The organism is Maridesulfovibrio sp. (assembly GCF_963677005.1).
In the GTDB taxonomy this organism is placed as follows: Bacteria; Desulfobacterota; Desulfovibrionia; order Desulfovibrionales; family Desulfovibrionaceae; genus Maridesulfovibrio.
This window is the reverse complement of the sequence record NZ_OY781616.1, coordinates 2,028,523-2,046,948: the sequence shown is the minus strand read 5'-3', so window position 1 is coordinate 2,046,948 and position 18,426 is coordinate 2,028,523. Positions and strand designations below refer to the sequence as shown.

The 18,426-nt window shown below is 53.5% G+C and carries 14 protein-coding genes and 1 riboswitch; of the genes, 10 read left to right on the top strand and 4 right to left on the bottom strand.

From position 1 onward, the window contains the following. The first annotated feature begins 273 nt into the window (after nt 1-273). The 10 genes from ACKU4E_RS09215 (at nt 274) to cobI (ending at nt 11,783) form a co-directional block, all read left to right on the top strand. A complete protein-coding gene (locus ACKU4E_RS09215; RefSeq protein WP_320170780.1) occupies nt 274-1,005 on the top strand; it encodes a rhomboid family intramembrane serine protease in 732 nt (243 codons plus the stop codon). 191 nt (nt 1,006-1,196) lie between these two features. Continuing rightward, nucleotides 1,197-2,198, top strand: a complete 1,002-nt coding sequence (locus tag ACKU4E_RS09210) for a J domain-containing protein (RefSeq protein ID WP_320170779.1) — start codon at nt 1,197-1,199, stop codon at nt 2,196-2,198. 12 nt (nt 2,199-2,210) lie between these two features. Continuing rightward, nucleotides 2,211-2,525: a chaperone modulator CbpM gene (locus ACKU4E_RS09205; RefSeq protein WP_320170778.1), complete on the top strand. Its 315-nt coding sequence runs from the start codon at nt 2,211-2,213 to the stop codon at nt 2,523-2,525. Nucleotides 2,526-2,998: 473 nt separating this feature from the next. Then, the gene (clpB, locus tag ACKU4E_RS09200) at nt 2,999-5,617 is read left to right on the top strand and encodes an ATP-dependent chaperone ClpB (protein ID WP_320170777.1); all 2,619 of its coding nucleotides are present in this window, start codon (nt 2,999-3,001) and stop codon (nt 5,615-5,617) included. A 377-nt stretch (nt 5,618-5,994) separates the two neighbouring features. Further along, nucleotides 5,995-7,077: a tRNA 2-thiouridine(34) synthase MnmA gene (gene mnmA, locus ACKU4E_RS09195; RefSeq protein ID WP_320170776.1), complete on the top strand. Its 1,083-nt coding sequence runs from the start codon at nt 5,995-5,997 to the stop codon at nt 7,075-7,077. Nucleotides 7,078-7,157: 80 nt separating this feature from the next. Beyond that, nucleotides 7,158-7,359: riboswitch (cobalamin riboswitch) on the top strand. Nucleotides 7,360-7,460: 101 nt separating this feature from the next. Next, nucleotides 7,461-8,363 carry a sirohydrochlorin cobaltochelatase gene (locus ACKU4E_RS09190; RefSeq protein ID WP_320170775.1) on the top strand — a complete coding sequence of 301 codons (903 nt, stop codon included), beginning with the start codon at nt 7,461-7,463 and terminating at the stop codon, nt 8,361-8,363. Nucleotides 8,364-8,423: 60 nt separating this feature from the next. After that, nucleotides 8,424-9,446 carry an iron ABC transporter permease gene (locus ACKU4E_RS09185; protein WP_320170774.1) on the top strand — a complete coding sequence of 341 codons (1,023 nt, stop codon included), beginning with the start codon at nt 8,424-8,426 and terminating at the stop codon, nt 9,444-9,446. Then, a complete protein-coding gene (locus tag ACKU4E_RS09180; RefSeq protein WP_320170773.1) occupies nt 9,443-10,219 on the top strand; it encodes an ABC transporter ATP-binding protein in 777 nt (258 codons plus the stop codon). Before ACKU4E_RS09185 ends, ACKU4E_RS09180 begins: the two co-directional genes overlap by 4 nt. A gap of 64 nt (nt 10,220-10,283) precedes the next feature. Further along, nucleotides 10,284-11,072: an ABC transporter substrate-binding protein gene (locus tag ACKU4E_RS09175; protein ID WP_320170772.1), complete on the top strand. Its 789-nt coding sequence runs from the start codon at nt 10,284-10,286 to the stop codon at nt 11,070-11,072. Further along, the gene (gene cobI / locus ACKU4E_RS09170) at nt 11,073-11,783 is read left to right on the top strand and encodes a precorrin-2 C(20)-methyltransferase (RefSeq protein ID WP_320170771.1); all 711 of its coding nucleotides are present in this window, start codon (nt 11,073-11,075) and stop codon (nt 11,781-11,783) included. 153 nt (nt 11,784-11,936) lie between these two features. Here cobI and ACKU4E_RS09165 read toward each other — a convergent pair whose 3' ends face one another. The 4 genes from ACKU4E_RS09165 to ACKU4E_RS09150 all read right to left on the bottom strand — a co-directional run bounded on the left by ACKU4E_RS09165 (nt 11,937) and on the right by ACKU4E_RS09150 (nt 18,276). Beyond that, nucleotides 11,937-14,888: a PAS domain-containing protein gene (locus tag ACKU4E_RS09165; protein ID WP_320170770.1), complete on the bottom strand. Its 2,952-nt coding sequence runs from the start codon at nt 14,886-14,888 to the stop codon at nt 11,937-11,939. A 396-nt stretch (nt 14,889-15,284) separates the two neighbouring features. Then, nucleotides 15,285-16,229, bottom strand: a complete 945-nt coding sequence (locus ACKU4E_RS09160; RefSeq protein ID WP_320170769.1) for an aminotransferase class IV — start codon at nt 16,227-16,229, stop codon at nt 15,285-15,287. A gap of 161 nt (nt 16,230-16,390) precedes the next feature. Further along, nucleotides 16,391-17,740, bottom strand: a complete 1,350-nt coding sequence (locus ACKU4E_RS09155) for an MATE family efflux transporter (RefSeq protein WP_320170768.1) — start codon at nt 17,738-17,740, stop codon at nt 16,391-16,393. A gap of 158 nt (nt 17,741-17,898) precedes the next feature. Beyond that, nucleotides 17,899-18,276: a CGGC domain-containing protein gene (locus ACKU4E_RS09150; protein ID WP_320170767.1), complete on the bottom strand. Its 378-nt coding sequence runs from the start codon at nt 18,274-18,276 to the stop codon at nt 17,899-17,901. Between the last annotated feature and the right edge of the window lie 150 nt (nt 18,277-18,426).

Genomic DNA, 18,426 nt, shown 5'->3' with positions numbered 1-18,426 from the left:
AAATAACGATTTACTATCAGTGCAACAATTTTTTTGATAGCGTTGCCTTATTGTCGCGAAATTTCGGGCAGCGTGACGGATTGCAGGATTCCAGCTAAACCGTCAGGTATTCCAAAGGGTCGCGGACATCTCTGCTCTCCATATCCCTAAGACTTGAAGCATAGCTTCTCGCCTAAGGGCTAATGGGCCTTTGGCCGCCAGCGGCGAAATCAGATTGTCAAAAGCGCGCAGCGCATCAAAATTTCATACAGGAAAATCGGAGAACGCGACCACATGATTCCAATCCGCGACAATGTCCCCTGCCTGACTACTCCGTACGTGCTTCGCGCAATCATGATCATCAATATAGCGATTTTTATTTTTGAGCAGACGCTTACTCCGTCCGGGCGGCTTGTTCTGTTTCACCTGCTGGGTGTGGTCCCGGCAAGGTTCTTCAACCATGAATGGGCGGTTGCCGCAGGTTATCCGGATGCCGGGACCCTGCCGCTTTTCACCTACATGTTTCTGCACAGCAACTGGCTGCACATCATTTTAAACATGTGGATGCTCTGGATATTTGCAGACAACATTGAAGACGCGGTGGGGCATGTCCGGTTTGTAATATTTTATCTGGCCTGCGGGCTTGCGGCTATTGCGACCCAGATGGCGATAGACCCGGCGGCCAGCGCACCGGTTATCGGGGCCTCTGGAGCAGTGGCGGGGATAATGGGCGGTTATCTGTTGCTTTACCCGCACGGCAAGGTGCTGACACTTTTTCCGGTGGTGATCATTCCGTTTTTTTTCAAGATACCGGCATGGCTGTTTTTGCTGCTGTGGTTTGCCATACAGGTTGTTTCCGGAATTACGGACCACTTTGCTGGGGCTGCCGAAAAAATAGCCTGGGCGGCCCATGCCGGTGGTTTCATCGCGGGTATGCTGATGATCAAGCTGTTCGTGCGCAAGGATCGCTGCGTTTACTGTTACGTCCGGGACAAGAAGGATTATGAACTGCCAGAGGATTTCTGAAAATATTTCATGAATCATATCCCTTCAAACAGTAGGATTATTGTCTGCTTTTCAGACGATTCGGGCAGGATAATCCCTGCTGCAGCAATCTAAATTCAATCATTACGCTTGACTTGATTCATCCGTGAATTATTTTGGTAGAGTGACGGACAAAGACTGATCGTCCAATCACTTAAGGAGTTGTTCTTAATATGAGCGTGAAATATAAGGATTATTATAAACTTCTGGGAGTTTCCCGTACAGCTGAAAAGGAAGAAATTTCCAAGGCTTTCAAAAAGCTGGCCAGGAAATATCATCCGGACCTGAATCCGGACAATGCCGATGCGGAACAGAAGTTCAAGGAAATCAACGAAGCTTACGAAGTCCTCAAGGACCCCGAAAAGCGCAAGATGTACGACCAGTTCGGTTCGGATTGGGAGCACGGACAGAATTTCCGTCCGCCTCCGGGCTATGAGAACGCGCATTTCGGCGGCTTCGGCGGTGCTGGCGGAGGTGATTTCAGCGACTTCTTTGAAACCATATTCGGCGGTGGCGGAGGTTTCAGCGGAGCAAGCTTCGGCGGAGCATCGGGATTCGGAGGCCAGGGCTTCGGAGGACAGAGTTTCGGCGGTGCCGGTTTTCAGCAGCGTCCCCGCAAGGGAACTGATTCCGAAACAACACTGCAACTGACTCTGGAAGAAGCTTACAAGGGCGGTTCCAAGTCCATTACCGTGCAGGAAAGGGCCACCGGTCCCGGCGGGCATCCCATGGTCCAGTCCAAGACGCTGGATGTGAACATTCCGGCGGGCATCAAGGACGGCCAGAAGATCCGTCTTGCCGGACAGGGCTCACCGGGCCCCAATGACGGGCCGCGCGGCGACCTGTACCTGAAGATCCGGCTGGCACCGCACCAGTATTTCAAGGTGGAAGACAACAACGTCATCCTTGATCTGGACCTGACCCCGTGGGAAGCCGCTCTGGGCACCAGAGTAAAACTGCCCACCCTGGAAGGAATGATCGAGATGAACATTCCCGCAGGAATCGGGAGCGGAAAGAAACTGCGTGTAAAAGGACGCGGCATGGGTTCCGGAGCCAGAAAGGGAGACCAGTTCGTGCGCATCATGATACAGGTTCCCAAGGGCGATTCCGAGGAAATGACCAGACTCTGGCAGGAAATGGCCGCAAAGTCCGACTTCAACCCCAGGCCGTTCTAAGGGAGGCCCGACATGGAAATTAAGAAGAGATCCGAAGCACAGCCTCCCAGCAGTTCCAAACGGCTGGTCATAGAGCAGGTGGTGGAAATGACCGGGCTGGAGGAGACCGCCGTGCTGGAGCTTATCAGCATGGAGTGGGTCCGCCCCGGAACCACCGGAGACGGACAGTTTCTTTTTGAAACCCGTGATCTTTACAGACTGGGTAAGCTTTCAAGACTCTGCAAGGATCTTGAAATCACCACCACCGGAGGGTCCATCATTGTGGACCTGCTGGAACGGGTGGAAAAACTCGAAGCCCGCATCGAGGAGATGCGCAAGCTGATATGATCTGAACAGGTCGGGGATTTCCCCGCCTGATCTGCCGGAAAAGGCAATCTCCGGTCGGTTATATGAGGTGCCGTTCGTCTGTAGTGTTGAAAATACAAATAAGCCTGAACTCTTGAATAAATTTATGACGATTTATTATTCAAGGCGGCGAAGCCTCGCTGAAAAAGTTTAGGATTCTTAAACCCTTTTCAAAGGGTTTAAGGCCCCCGGCAGGGTCGCCGAAGGCCATTTGACATATAAACAGACAACAAATGTTTTTATAAAGCATTGCCGCAAGGTTAAACGCAATGACTTGCGAACCCATAACAGGATTCAGACTCCTGCCCCGTGTGCCGGAATATTTCAGGTGGAGGATCAGCCCTCCTCTTTGAAGATCAGTAGCAGTGCGTCCGGATTTCAGAGCCGAAGCGGCCTGAATGTGAGTTGTGAATCTTGAATGCGAGTCAACTACATAAAATAAAAGGAGACTCTATATGGATCCGAACAAATTCACAAAGAAAACCAACGACGCTATTGCCGAAGCACAATCCATTGCTGTCAAAAACGGACAGCAGCAGATAGACGTGGAACACCTTCTTCTTGCTCTGGTGGAGCAGGAGAACGGCATCGTCGCAAAAATTCTCGAAAAAAGCTCCATTGATCCCGCAGCCTACAAATCAGCTGTGGAAAGGGAGATAGACAGGCTGCCCAGCGTAAGCGGACCCGGTGCGCAGCCGGGGCAGGTCTTCGTCACCCAGCGGCTCAACCGGGTGATGGTCGAGGCCGAGTCCGTGGCCAAGCGCATGCAGGACGAGTTCATCAGCGTGGAACACCTGTTCCTCGCTATTATGGATGAGCACGGTTCCACCGGTGCCGGGCGGGTCAACAAGTCCTTCAACCTCACCAAGGACAAGGTGCTGGAAGCCATGACCTCTATCCGTGGCAACCAGCGCGTGACCACCGATAACCCGGAAGCAACCTACGATGCGCTCAAGAAATACGGTCGTGACCTTGTGGAAGAGGCCCGCAAGGGCAAGGTGGACCCGGTCATCGGCCGTGATTCCGAAATACGCAGGGTCATCCGTATACTTTCGCGCCGGACCAAAAACAACCCTATTCTCATCGGTGAGGCCGGGGTCGGCAAGACCGCGATCATCGAAGGGCTGGCCCAGCGCATAGTCAAGCAGGACGTGCCTGAAGGTCTGAAGGACAAGACCGTGTTCATGCTGGACATGGGCGCCCTTATTGCCGGTGCTAAGTACCGTGGTGAATTCGAGGAAAGGCTCAAGGCCGTACTCAAGGAAGTTCAGGAATCAGAAGGGCGGATCATCATTTTCATTGATGAAATCCACACCATCGTGGGCGCAGGCAAGACCGACGGCGCAATGGATGCCGGTAACCTGCTCAAGCCCATGCTGGCCCGTGGTGAACTGCACTGCATAGGTGCCACGACCACCGACGAGTACCGTAAATATATTGAAAAGGACCCGGCTCTTGAAAGGCGTTTCCAGACCATTCTGGTGGAAGAGCCCACGGTTGAGGATACCATTTCCATTCTGCGTGGTCTCAAGGAACGGTTCGAGGTCCATCACGGGGTTCGCATCAGCGATGCTGCTCTGGTGGAAGCTGCGACTCTTTCCAACAGGTACATCACCGACCGCCAGCTTCCTGACAAGGCCATCGACCTTATCGATGAAGCTGCGGCCATGATCAGGACCGAGATTGATTCCCAGCCTTACGAGCTGGACAAGATCAACCGCCAGATCCTGCAGATGGAAATTGAACGCGAGGCCCTCAGGCGTGAAGAGGATTCAGCTTCCCGCGAACGTCTCTCCAAGCTGGAGGACTCCCTGACCGAGTTGAAGATCAGGCAGTCCGAGCTTATGGAGCAGTGGGAAAAGGAAAAAGGGTCCATCGACACCATCCGCGACCTCAAGGCGCAGATCGAAAAGACTAGGATCGACATTGACGAGGCCCAGAGGCACGGGGATCTCAACCGCGCTGCGGAATTGAAGTATTCCACCATGCCGGGGCTTGAAAAACAGCTGGCCGCCATCGAGCAAGACATAGAAGGTGACCCCGAAACCGCTGCCGACAGCGTGCGGCTGCTCAAGGAGTTTGTGGGGCCTGACGACATTGCCGGAATCATCGCCCGCTGGACCGGTATCCCGGTCAAGAGGCTGGTCGAGGGCGAGCGCGAAAAGCTGCTGCGCCTCGAAGAGATCCTGCACGGCAGGGTTATCGGTCAGGACGATGCGGTCCGCGCTGTTTCCGAAGCCGTGCTGCGTGCGCGTGCCGGGCTGAAAGACCCGTCGAGGCCCATCGGTTCGTTCATCTTCCTCGGCCCCACCGGGGTGGGCAAGACCGAGCTGTGCAAGGCCCTTGCGGAAGCTCTCTTCGACAGCGAAGAAAACATCGTGCGCATGGACATGTCCGAGTACATGGAAAAACATGCGGTAGCCAGACTCATCGGAGCCCCTCCGGGGTACATCGGTTATGACGAAGGCGGACAGCTCACCGAGGCCATCAGGCGCAAGCCGTATTCGGTAGTGCTCTTTGATGAAATCGAGAAGGCCCACAGCGATGTGTTCAACGTGCTGCTCCAGATTCTGGATGACGGCAGGATAACGGATTCGCAGGGTCGTACCGTGGACTGCAAGAACACGATCATCATCATGACCTCGAACCTCGGTTCCCAGCTCATGCTGGAAGGAATCGACAAGGCCGGGGAGTTCCGGTCCGGTGTTCAGGAAAGTGTCATGAACGTCCTGCGCGGACATTTCAGACCCGAATTCCTGAACCGTGTTGACGAAACCGTGCTTTTCAAGCCGCTGCAGGAAACCGATCTCGTCAGGATTGTGGATCTGCAACTGGCCGGGCTGCGCGGCCGTCTGGAAGAACAGAAGATGTTCATGGAAGTCTCCGATGCGGCCAAGGCCTTTATCGCCCATGCCGCCTACGACCCGGTCTACGGGGCAAGACCGCTGCGCCGCTACATTCAGGCGCATGTGGAAACCCCGCTGGCCAAGAAGATCATCGGCGGAGAACTGCGTGAAGGTCAGACGGTCAATATTGATGTGAGCGACGAAGGACTTGTTTTTTCTGCTGTTTAAATCGGTTTTTTAGGAAGCATTGATTAAAGCCATATTGTTATTATGATGATTGCTTTCGCTTAACAAAAATAGTTGGTTTAACAGGTTGTTTTTACAACTATAACTTTAAACAACTAGGGATTCCAAAGGGGATTATCCATCTCTGCTCTCCATATCCCTAAGACTCGAAGCATAGCTTCTCGCCTAAGGGCTAGTGGGCCTTTGGCTGCCAGAGGCGAAATCAAATTATCAAAAGCGCGAAGCGCATCAAAAAATAGTTTATTCAATTAAAATCGGCCTCCGGCTGCCTTTCGGGGCGTCCGGCTGGGGGCCGTGAAACTTCAGCCAACCTGTCGGTAAAGCCTGTATCCCGCAGGAGTCGGCAGGCGGAGATCCGGATGGGATCAGGTCTCATTTATCCTGAATTGAGAGAAGTCGCGGCAGGGCGAAAGGTCGCCATGGCCGTGAGCGGCGGGGCGGACAGCCTGCTTTCCCTTGTTCTGCTCAAGGAGAGCGGGGCGGATGTGCTGGCCGTGCACGGTTGTTTTCTGGGCAGGGAAAAATCCGCTGCCGCAGTCTCCGGGCTTGAAAAGCGTTGTGCGGAGCTTGGAGTCGAACTGCACGTATTCGACCTCACCCGTGATTTCGATCGGATGGTGATAGAGCCCTTTGTGCGTGAGTACCTAAAGGGCAACACCCCGAATCCCTGTGCCCTGTGCAATCCGGAAATCAAATTCGGCGTTCTGTGGACCGCCGCCCGTAATCTGGGCGCCGAGCTTCTGGGCACCGGCCATTATGTACGCATGGCCGTACACGATGAACTCGGCAGCGTGCTGGCCAGAGGGGCCGATCCGGGCAAGGATCAGAGCTATTTTCTCTCGCTTGTTCCCCGCAAATTCCTGATGGACGGAGTTTTCCCGCTCGGAGAACACAACAAGGACCGGACCTACGCCGAACTTGCCGAAAGGGGTGTCGAAATTCCCCTGCCCTCGGAAAGTCAGGAAATATGTTTTGTCCCGGATGATGATTACCGCAGCTTTCTTATCGACAGGGGTGTGAAGCTGCCGGGACCCGGCAAGGTGGTTCTGTCCTCCGGAGAAGTGCTGGGGAGTCACAAGGGATTGTGGAGATACACGCAGGGGCAGCGCAAAGGGTTGGGCATAGCCTGGAAGGAACCCCTCTATGTGCTGGACAAGGACCTGAAGCGCAATCAGCTGATAGTCGGACCGCGCCCGGAACTTGCCTCCGACGGCTGCTTAGCGGGGCAGTTCAATTTTCTGGTCGAGTTCGGGCAGTGGCCTGAAGAAATTTACGTCCAGACCCGCTACCGGCAGCGTTCCAAACCCGCACGGGCGGTAATGAAGGGTGCCCGCGTAAATTTCGCTTTTCTGGAACCGCATTCAAAGCCGACACCGGGGCAGATCATAGCCGTTTATACCGAGGACGGAGCCGTGCTCGGCGGCGGAATAATTCTGTCCTGATTTTTGGGTTTCCGTATGGCCCCCGGAGGGCTCCCAAGTCACATTCAAACCGTTTGTTGACAGCAATACCATATACATAATATCAAGCTTTTGCCTGAGGTGCTCCTGCGAGCTTGATAGGGAATCCCGTGTGAATCGGGAACGGACCCGCCGCCGTGAGTCCTGTTTAGTCCTGCCCCGTGGACCGGTTTGCAGCCGGTTCTGCGTGCCACTGAATTTTTTCGGGAAGGCCGGGTAAGGATGGGACGAGTCGGAAGACCTGCCCTGGCACTATAATTACCATTTTGCCGGGTAACGGGGCTTTTATCCGTCAAACAGGCCGTACTCCTCGGGGAGTGCGCTGCCGTTCCATTTATTAAGCCCCCCAAATTCAGGAGACTGTTATGCAGTATCGTTTTGGGGACAGATTCAGAATTCTCCCCGCTCTTGTTCTCGTTCTTCTGTTGGCCCTGCCGTCATTTGCTTTTGCCGGACACGGAGATGCCGCTCCGGTCAAGAAGGGTATCCTGCTGGTTGCTTTCGGTTCCAGCATGCCTCAGGCTCAGGCTTCTTTTGATGCTATCGACAAGGCCGTCAAAAAGGCTTTCCCCGATGTTCCGGTCCGCTGGGCATACTCCTCGGCCATAATCCGTCATAAACTCGCCAAGGAAGGTAAACTTATCGATTCCCCGGTGAGCGCCATGTCCAAGATGATGGATGAAGGGTTCACCCATGTTGCGGTACAGTCGCTGCACACCATTCCCGGCGAGGAATACTGCGGTATTCTGGAAACCGTGGAGAAATTCGAGGGAATGCCCAAGGGCATGACCAAAGTGGTAGTGGGTAAACCGCTGCTCTATTCCAACGATGATATGCAGAAAACCGTTGCCGCCGTGCTGAGCAGCATTCCCAAAGAACGCACCAAAAAAGACGCTGTAGTGCTTATGGGCCACGGAACACCTCATCCCGCAAACATTTATTATCCCGCTTCACAGTATTACTTTTCCAAGGCCGACCCGAACATCATTGTGGGTACTGTCGAAGGGACACCAACTCTTGACGATGTGAAGGCCATGCTCAAGAAACGCAAGGTCAAAAAAGTATATCTCATGCCTTACATGTCTGTTGCCGGCGACCATGCCCGTAACGATATGGCCGGAGATGAGCCCGATTCCTGGAAGTCCGAACTGACCAAGGCCGGATTCAAATGCGTGCCTGTACTCAAGGGTACTGCTGAGTATCCCGCTGTTCTGGATATCTGGATGGATCATCTCAAGGTCGCTTACAAGCACCTCGGGAACAACTAGTCAGCACTTATGGGACAGGCGGTGCAGGCGGATATATCCGCACGGAGACGGAAACAGGCAATGGTCCTGCTGACCATTCTTGTTCCGGCTTCGATCTTCGCCGCCTGTCTTTTCGGCGCATATGATGTCGGGCCGCGACAGGTTCTGGATATTTTTGCTTCGGCAATCGGTTTAAGTGCAGGGAATTCGGATTCAGCTGTATCATTCATAGTGCTGGACCTGCGTTTCAGCCGGGTCTGCCTGTCCTTTCTGGTGGGCATGTCCCTTGCCGCTGCGGGTACAGTCTATCAGGGCATCCTGCGCAACCCGCTGGCCGATCCCTTCACTCTGGGGGTAAGCAGCGGTGCGGCTTTCGGTGCAAGTCTGGCGATTTTCGCCGGATCAACCATGCTCGGTGCCGGACTCTGGCAGAGATTCGGAAACCTGTTCCTGCCCATAGCCGCCCTTGTCGGGGCCATGGCCGCTCTGGGAGCGGTGCTGGTGCTTGGACGCATCGGAGGAAGATTGCGCCGCGAAACCATGGTGCTGGCCGGTATTGTCGTGGCGACCTTCCTTTCCGCTCTGATCTCCCTGCTTAAATCACTGGACGAGGAGTCTGTAAGCTCTATCGTTTTCTGGATAATGGGTAGTTTTCAGGGCCGCGGGTGGGAACACCTGAGCCTGTTCTTGCCGTATTTTGCCGCCGGAATGATTGCGCTGATCTATTATTCACGCGAACTGGATATCCTTTCGCTGGGCGAAAATCAGGCCCGCCATCTGGGCATGGACGTATCGCGGGTTCGCGCTGTTCTGCTCATCGGTTCGGGGTTGCTGACCGGTGCGGCTGTGGCCGTTTCCGGGATCATCGGTTTCGTAGGGCTTATCGTGCCGCATCTGGTGCGCATGTTTCAGGGCGCGGAACACCGGCCTCTGCTGCTTTCAGCGTCCCTGCTGGGAGGATTGCTTCTGGTCTGGTCCGATGTAATTGCCCGTTCCCTGCTTCCGGGTGGGGAGGAACTTCCTGTCGGCGTGGTCACAGCCCTGCTCGGCGGACCTTTCTTCTGCCTGGTGCTGCGGTCCGGTTTCCGGGAGGGCGGGCAATGATCGGCGTGCGTGATCTAAGGGCCGGGTATTCCGGGCGCGAGGTGCTGCACGGCATCAGCCTCGATTTTCCGGCAGGGTCCATGAGCGCTGTTCTCGGTCCCAACGGAAGCGGCAAGACCACCCTTGTGTCCGCTGTTTCCGGTGTGCTTGCGCCGTTGTCCGGTGCGGTGGAGGTCGAGGGAAAGGATGTACGCAGCTACAGACCGCGCAGGTTGGCCGAGCTTATGGCCGTACTCCCGCAGAAAGTGGAACCGGCGTTCGGGCTAAGTGTCAAATCCATGGTCATGATGGGCCGCTATGCGCGTTCCGCAGGGTTCTTCGGTTATGATGAGGATGACTGCGCCATCTGCGACAGAGCCATGGAGAGGGTCGGCATAGCTCATCTTAAGCATCGTCCCGTGTCCGGTCTATCCGGCGGGGAATTCCAGCGGGTGCTGATGGCCAGAACCATCGCCCAGCAGGCCGGAATAATGGTGCTTGACGAGGCTGCATCGGGAATCGATGTTGCCGGAAAGATAGAGCTATTCGATATGCTGCGCTCGCTCAACCGCGATGGCGCCACGGTTATCTGTGTTATCCACGACCTCAATCTGGCGGCCCTGTACTTTGACCGGCTGATTTTCCTAAACGATGGCCGGGTGGTTCTTGACGGTCCGCCCTCGGAAGTCATCAACGGAGAGAATATTTCAAATGTCTACAACGCATCGGTCACTATTGTGGAGCACCCCGAACTCGGTGTTCCGCAGGTGCTTTTTTCTCCTGGCCGCGATTAGCTTTCTGGCGGCCGCATGCCCGGCACGGGCACAAATAACTGTAACGGACGATTTTGGGCAGCAGGTGGTACTTAAGAGACCCGCCAAGCGCATAGTTGCCCTGTATGGATCATTCAATGAAATACTGTGCGCCATGAATCTTGGCGACAGACTGGTGGCCCGTACCGCCGCCGATCACTATCCTGCGAGCATCGTGAAGCTGCCCTCGATCGGTACCCATATGCGGCCAAACCCGGAACTGATCGTGGCCCTGAAGCCGGATCTCATCCTCCAGATGGCCGGAAGACCGCAGGCCGCCGCCGCGCTTGAGCCTTTGCGCAAAAGAGGAATTCCCTGCGCCATGTTCAAGGTTTCATCTTTTGAGGACCTTTTTTCGGTTATAGCAAGGATAGGCTCGCTTACCGGGGAACCCGGCCGGGCGGATTCGCTTGTCGACTCAATGAAGGAAAAACTGGACCGGGCCGCGAAAATGCGATCCGCGACCGCAACCCGGCCCACGGTATTTTTCGAAGTACGCTATCCTAACCTGCTGGCGGCCGGAAAAGGTTCCATTGTATCGGACATCATAGACAGGTCCGGCGGCAGGAATTGCGTCGACGGCAGCAAGAAGATTGTGCGCATGGGCGAAGAGGAATTGTTCCGGCTCAATCCGGATTGCTACGTTTACCAGACCGGCAGAATGAATCCATCCCCGGTAACTCCTGCGGACAGGCCGCATTTCATGAAGCTCCGTGCTGTTGCCGGAAACAGAGTCCTGCAGGTGGATGAATCCATGTTTTCAAGGCCCGGCCCCAGAAATGCCGATGCCGTAGAAATTCTTGCCGAATTTTTGTTTAAAGGAAAAGAGAAATAAATGTCGAATTCATGTAAAATATACGGAATCGGGGTCGGCCCCGGCGACTCGGACCTGCTTACAGTTCGGGCCGTGAACATATTGAAAGAGGTCGATGTTGTCTTTGCCGCATCGTCTTCCAAAAACGATTTTTCGCATTCACTTAAAATAGCATCCGAATTCATTCGTGATGATTGTGAAGTTGTGCGACTCGGATATCCCATGACCCGTGATAAGGCCGTGCTGCAGGCCGCTTGGGAGAAGAACTGCGAAATCGCGCTTGAACTCCTTGCCGAGGGCAGGACCGGGGCCTTTCTGACACTTGGCGACCCGCTCATCTATTCGACATTCGGATACATGATGCAGACCATGAACAGGCTTTATCCTGAAGTGGAATTCGAGGTTGTGCCGGGCATAACTTCCTATCAGGCTGCTGCGGCCAAGTCCCGGCAGGTGCTGGTCGAGTCCGGTCAGAACCTGCTGCTCACTTCCGGGGTAGCCGATCCTGAAATGTTCCGGGAAACCCTGAACAGTGTCGACAATGCCGTAATCCTCAAAGCCTACCGCAATTTTCCGGAACTGCGCAGGACTGCGGAAGAACTGGATGGTATGGATGTGAAGTTTTATACCCGGTTGGGACTGGAAGGCGAAGCTGTGTACGATAACATTGCCGATGTCCCGGAAAAGACACACTATCTGTCACTGATGCTGCTGACATCCAGGAAAGAATAACTGTCTCCCGGAATATTTTTGTCAGCCAAAGAAACCCAAAGTGCCCACTGCATTTCTGAAAAAGCCCCCCCTTGCCGTATTCTAGATACGGCAAGGGGGGCTTTTCTTTGTTTTTTAGAGAATTATTCTACAGGTTATTTATACGCGCACACATCAGATAATGCATTCATCGGCGAAACCGTACCCGTTTTTACCTGACTTCTTGATTCTGTACATAGCGCTGTCGGCCTGTTTGATTACGCTTTCAACATCCTCCGCGCCTTTGCATTCCCCGCAGATGGAGATGCCGACACTTGCTCCTATGCAGATTTCAGTGCCACCATACTGCCATGGAGTTCCTATGGTTTTTACTATTTTTTCTGCCACCAATCCTGCATCATCCCGTGATTTGAGTTCCGTGAGGACAACAAGGAATTCGTCCCCGCCGATGCGTGCCACGGTGTCGATTTCCCGTACGCATGATTTCAGCCGCAGAGCTACTTCCTTGAGCAGGGCGTCGCCGGCATCGTGCCCCAGTGTATCATTCACATTTTTAAAACCGTCCAGATCGACGAAGCATACGGCGGATAGTTGTTTTTTTCTTCTGGCGATTGAAAATGCGAGTCCGATGCGATCCTTTACCAGACGAAGGGTCGGCAGACCTGTCAGGGTGTCGTGGTTGGCCAGGTGAAGGATTTCCTCCTCGACCCGTTTTTTCTCGGTGATGTCCTGCCGTGTTCCGGACATTAGCAGTGGCTTTCCGTCCTCGGTCCAACTGGCAACCTTGCCACGGTCCAGCACCCATATCCAGTCACCGTTTTTGTGTTTGATTCGGGCTTCACATTCGTAATACTCAAGTGTGCCGTTGAAATGCTTTTCCAGTAAGTTGCGTACAAGTGTTATGTCCTCGGGATGGCAAATCTCGGTCCACTTATCAATGGTCGTAGGCAATAGTTCGTCCAGCTCATAGCCGATCATTTGGGCCCAGCGTTCATTGAAAATAGTTTCGCCTGTCTGGACATTCCATTCCCAGGTTCCGGTATTTGTGCCCCGGATAATATCCGCGAGTCGTCTTTGCTGTTTGTGCAGTTCTGCCAGAGTTTTTTTATAGCGGGTTATATCCTGATTAACGCCGAGGGCGCTTGTCAGTTCGTTGGACTTGTTTTTTATGACTGTAAAACGGACCAGAATGTGCCTGACCTCTCCATCACGACGAATAATGCGGTGTTCAATCTGGGCGGGCGTGCTGTCATATTTACGTTGAAAAATATCTATGATGGTTGAGAAGACCATTTCCATGTCATCCGGATGTACGAAATTGCGGGCATAATCCTCCGTGGACATGGTCAGGCCGCCTTCCTGTTCGCTGCTGGTCCCGTATATAAGGTAAAATTTGTTATTGAGCGTAAAAATATTTGTGCGCAGGTCCAGTTCCCACTGGCCCATAACAGCTATTTCCAGTGCCATTTCAAGTTTCTTTTCGCTGGACCGGAGAGCTTTCTCCGTTCGACGTTTTTCCAGCAGAATCAAAACATTAGACACATATGCTGTAAGCTGGAAAGCATCCTCTTCAGTATATTCTTCTTTTTTATTGGCCACTGCTGCCAGCGCTGCAACTTTATCATTACGGATGATGGGGATAACCAGTACGCGTTTAATCGGAACATGGCCCTGCGGCAATTCCCGGCTGGTCTTTTCGGTTTTTTCATAATCGTTGATGATGCAGTAACGGCGTTCACGCAGTACCGTGGACCATATACTGCCTTCGTGGATTGAAAACAGGGCCTGTGTATCACTTATTGCACAGCCTTCCGCAACGTCCGGGGACCATGCCTGCAGTGACAGGGTTTTCAGCGAGTCATCCATTAATCCTATGAAAGAGTACTCACTGGAAGTCATGGCCTGTGCCTCACGCAACATCAGATTATTGAGCTCGGAATACTCGGCCTCGACCATGCGCGAAATCTGCCATAATGCATCCAGCTGAGTTCTGAGGCGGAATTTTTCCTTTTGGGCCTGACGGCTCTCTGTTATATCGCGAAATTCAACTACGCGAAGTTGCTTGTCTTTATAGAAAATATTTCGCGCTTCGACCTGCAATGGATATTCCTCACCGTTTTTACGCAGCCCCATTACTTCGTATGGTTTTTCATAACCTGAAAGGACTCTCTGCATGACCTCGTTGCGCGAACCCGGGGATACCAGCAAAAGACCGTCCATGCCATGTAGTTCTTCCTGTGAATATCCTGATATTTCAGAAAGCCTGTGGTTGGTATCGATAATTGTTCCCTGGTCGTGGATAATGATGCCGCCGGATGTCGCTTCATTCAGTGCTTTGTAACGCTCCTGGCTTTCTTTAAGGGCGCTTCGTGCTTCATGTGCTTCTGTGACATCCTGATGTGTGCCAATCATCCGGATGACCTGCCCGTCTTCAGCGGTGCGTAAGACTTTGCATTTGGAATTTATCCACCGGTAGCTGCCGAGCTTGCTTCGCATGCGAAACTGCAGATCGAACGCGTTACCGTGCTCAATGTGCTGCAGAATCTTTTTTTCCGTTCCCGGCAGGTCCTCGGGGTGGAGAAGCTTCTTCATTGTTTCAGGTGTGTGGGGAAGTTCGTCCGGATCATAGCCAAGCATGGTAAATATAGTGGCATTCAGATACATTTCATTTCTGTCCGCCCTCCATTCCCAAACACCCATATCGGCGATATCAAGTGCCAGCGCCAGCCTGTCCCGCTCTTCATCCGTTTTTGATTCTGTATTTTTGCGCTCCGTTATATCCGTAAAGAAATCGAGTGTTGCAGGTGATCCTTCCCAATTGATCCGTATCCCGGACAGTCCAAGCCACAGTATGCGCCCTGTTTCGGTGACGGCCTTTAATTCTAATCCTTCCGGCGTACCAAGTCCGGAGGTCAGATTTGAATGGTACTGGTCTACCTGCTTTGCGTGGTCCGGGTGAATATGTGCGCATAGGTCTTTGGAAATCAGTTCCTCTCGGGAGCATTCCAGCAACGCGGCAAGCTCTGCGGTACACAGACATACCTGCCCATTCCGGACGATGGCGAGATATTGCCTGGCCTCGTCCAAAAGAATTCGATACTGCTTTTCCTGATCCTGTGAGAACATGCTTGAATCTTTGCCTGTTTTATGGGTGCACGGTTTGCCTGTTAATCATGTCCTTTTGATTAACGCTACCTTTGGACAATAGCATAACAAGAACTACGTGAATATATAAACGAATAAGTGAAAAAATGCGAGTCCGGTTCAGCTTGTGCGAACAGGAAAACATTTATGCCGGCTGGAGAATCTGACACCAGTAGTTTCTCTGCGGACAAGACGGCCATGAAAGACAAGTACGCTGAATAAAACCAATGTGAGGCAGTTCCTTGCAGAAGGAGCTGTGACTGAGGGGCAGCAGGCTGTCCAGGCGGGTTGCCGTGCCTGCATTACCGGGGATGCAGAGACCTTGACTGATGGCACAACCTGAAGACGGACTCTGTCCGCCTTCAGGATGGAATATTCTTATTTGATCGGTGTGCCGTTTTTCTGCAGGTCTTCCCTGAGCAGTTGGCGCATGCGTCTGGAGATAGGTCCGGGACGCACATCGTGGACAGGCTTTTTGTTGTAGCGAACGATGCCTGCCGCATCAATGGAAGTCCCGCAGACGATGACTTCCTTGGCCAGCAGTATATCGCCTTCGGAAATTGCCCGGTAGTCTATTTCGGCTTCATCGGCGATGAGTTGCAGGGCTCGTACAAGGGAAGTTCCGGCCAGTGCGTTGGTGAACTGCGGGACCAGTATTGTCCCCTTGCCGTCCACTATGCAGGCGCTTACCGTGGCCCCTTCGGCCAGGAAACCCATTTTGTCGAAGCATAAGGGAATGTCGAATCCCTTTTCCGCGGCTTCCCGTCTCATGAGCACATTGGGCAGGTAGTCTATGGATTTTATGGTCGCAAGGTATGGCTGCTTGGCCGGGATGGATGTCTGGAAGGCTGTCAGTCCTTTTTCATACCATGATTCCGGTTTCGGCTCGTACTTGTAGACTACTATGTAGAGCGAGGGAACCGGGCATTCCGAAGCATCAATTCCGAACCCTCCGCATCCCCGGCCCAGGAGGACACGCACCAGCCCGGTTTCCACCCCGGAAGCTGCGGCCACCTGCATGATTATGCCGGGCAGTTCGTCCCACCGGCAGGGCGGTTCAAGGTAGATTGCCTCGGCCGAGCGTTTAATCCTGCGCATGTGCGGATCAAGCTGATACATCTTTCCGTCGACGAATTTGATCGTCTCGAACACCCCGTCTCCCCGGTGGACCAGATGGTCGTCCCAGGGCATGAGCATCAGCCTGGGGTCGGTGCAGACCAGGCCGATCCTGTGCTCGTAAAAGGCGCATATCTTTTCTGTTCCGGCCCGCATGGCAGCGAGCATGGCATCGATATATTCTTCGCTTTCAACTTTCCTGATCAATTTATGACTCCATGTGTCTTTTCCCCTGAGGGACAATAACCGCCATGTTTACGAAGAACTTATTTCATCGCAAACAGAGTTCATGTACTGGAAAAAACCTGTTGTCCGCAAGCTCTTTGAGTGCCGCAGGTTGATGGCCGCTCAAGCGGTCATGAAGGAGCTTATTCATGCAGGGCGAGAGGCCCGTCTCCGATTCCGGGCCAGATGCGGATCATTCCCAGCAGCGCCCGGAGTGTTGTCCACAGACCGGTTACCACCCATATCCAGAAAAGCATGCGGTCCGGGTGGATGAAGTCCACAACAAAAAGGGCTGCGGAGCTTATCAGCACTGCTATGAGCATTGCGTTGCGCAGATAGCGGAAATCTCCTGTGCCCAGATGGATTCCGTCCGTGGCAAACGAAAGCGCGTTTACGGGCTGGAGAATAGTAACCGCAACCCATGCAGGGGCGAAAACCATGGCCGCTTCTTCCGGGACCAGCATCCAGACCACCTGCTGCTGGCCGAGGAACATGGCTACGGAAAGAACCGCTCCGGTCCAGAAGCTCCATTTACAGACCAGTGCAGCCACTTTTCTGGCAGATACACGGTCCGCACTGCCTATGAAGTATCCCACCAGAGATTGTCCGCTGATGGCAAAGGCGTCCAGAAATAGGGCCAGAAAAACGAAAAACTGCCTGATTGCCTGATGCGCCGCACCGGAATCCGCTCCGGCTCTAGTGGCGAATCTGGTGCACAGCAGCAGGAACAGACATACGCAGCCGGTTCTGACAAACATGTCGCCGCCGATGACAAACAGCCTGCGGGCGTCAGCCAGATTGAATCCGAGGCTGACCCCGTAATGTTTTCTGACTACCAGCAGCGCCCATACTGCTCCTATCCACTGGCTTATGGCGCTTGCCAGAGCAGCCCCGCCGACGCCCATTTCCGGAAAAGGGCCGATGCCGAAGACCAGCATCCAGTCCAGCGGCACGTTGATGGCGTTCATGCCGACCGCAACCCATAGCGGCGAGCGCATGTCCTGAAAACCGCGCATGGCTCCGAAACAGGACAGGACTACCAGTACGGCCGGAGCGCCCAGAAGACGGTAGGACATGTAATCCACGGACAGTTCCCGCACCGGTCCTGATCCTCCCATCATTCCGGATATGAAACTGAGGACCGGAAAACCGAAAATCGCCAGCAGGAGACCCAGCACGGCGGATATCTTTACCGCCAGCCAGCAGAAAGAAGACGATCTTTCCGTGTCACCCTTTCCCAGAGCATGGGATACTTCGGTCTGGGTTCCTACTCCCAGAAAACCGAATACCCAGAATATGGACGAAAAAACCATTGTTCCGATACCCAGCGCGGCCAGCGCTTCGGCACCCAGCCGGGAAACGAAGGCCGTGTCCACAAGCCCGGTCAGCGGTTCGGCGATCATGGAAAAAAGGACCGGTACGGCAAGTGTCAGCAGGGTTTTGTTAGGATTTTTTTCAAATGAGTGGGGGCCATCGGGCAGAATTTCGGACATAATGAACTGTTCCCTGATAAAAAAAATATGAAGCAGGAAGGGGTGGACTGGAAATAAACAAAGAGCCAAAACCCGGCATGGAGATATGCCGGGAACTGACTCCTCAAAAAGCTATAGTTCAGTGCTGCACAGGGAGCAATATATATTTGCGGGGGTGATTATTTGAAGGTTTCCACCGAATAACCTTCGGGAAGATGTGCCGTTCCCTTTATAACCGGAATGCCTGTTTCTGTAGCCGCTTTTTCGGCAAGATCGTCAATGCCGTCGCAGAATCCGTTGCCGAGCTTCCAGCTTCCATCCTGTTTACCGGAGAAAGTGCAGGTGACTACATGTACAGCCTCGGCTCCTTTGGCCTTCATTATTCTGACCATGTCAGTGAAATCGTCTCCTGGGCAACGGCAGGTGAAGACTCCGGCCAGTGAACATTCATCGTAGCCGCCAAATCCCTGCAATTGTTCATCGTGACATTTTATGCAACTGGTCAGCGGGCACTTGCGCTCGTTTTTTTCACAGCGAATTATCCCGATTTTCGTCATTAACAGCCTCCTGTTTTTTCGTGAATCCGGACTGCCGTACACTGCAGATCACTCCATGAGCATCAGACCGGTATCGTCGGAGTCCTTTTTCCTCCGTTGAAGGCGATACCGGCCCTACTTTGCGGCTCATGAGCAGCCTGTCATTCACGT

Coding starts and splice junctions, on each gene's coding strand:
- ACKU4E_RS09215 (WP_320170780.1), top strand. CDS start 274: ATGATTCCAATCCGCGACAATGTCCCCTGCCTGACTACTCCGTACGTG.
- ACKU4E_RS09210 (WP_320170779.1), top strand. CDS start 1,197: ATGAGCGTGAAATATAAGGATTATTATAAACTTCTGGGAGTTTCCCGT.
- ACKU4E_RS09205 (WP_320170778.1), top strand. CDS start 2,211: ATGGAAATTAAGAAGAGATCCGAAGCACAGCCTCCCAGCAGTTCCAAA.
- clpB (WP_320170777.1), top strand. CDS start 2,999: ATGGATCCGAACAAATTCACAAAGAAAACCAACGACGCTATTGCCGAA.
- mnmA (WP_320170776.1), top strand. CDS start 5,995: ATGGGATCAGGTCTCATTTATCCTGAATTGAGAGAAGTCGCGGCAGGG.
- ACKU4E_RS09190 (WP_320170775.1), top strand. CDS start 7,461: ATGCAGTATCGTTTTGGGGACAGATTCAGAATTCTCCCCGCTCTTGTT.
- ACKU4E_RS09185 (WP_320170774.1), top strand. CDS start 8,424: ATGGTCCTGCTGACCATTCTTGTTCCGGCTTCGATCTTCGCCGCCTGT.
- ACKU4E_RS09180 (WP_320170773.1), top strand. CDS start 9,443: ATGATCGGCGTGCGTGATCTAAGGGCCGGGTATTCCGGGCGCGAGGTG.
- cobI (WP_320170771.1), top strand. CDS start 11,073: ATGTCGAATTCATGTAAAATATACGGAATCGGGGTCGGCCCCGGCGAC.
- ACKU4E_RS09165 (WP_320170770.1), bottom strand. CDS start 14,888: ATGTTCTCACAGGATCAGGAAAAGCAGTATCGAATTCTTTTGGACGAG.
- ACKU4E_RS09155 (WP_320170768.1), bottom strand. CDS start 17,740: ATGTCCGAAATTCTGCCCGATGGCCCCCACTCATTTGAAAAAAATCCT.
- ACKU4E_RS09150 (WP_320170767.1), bottom strand. CDS start 18,276: ATGACGAAAATCGGGATAATTCGCTGTGAAAAAAACGAGCGCAAGTGC.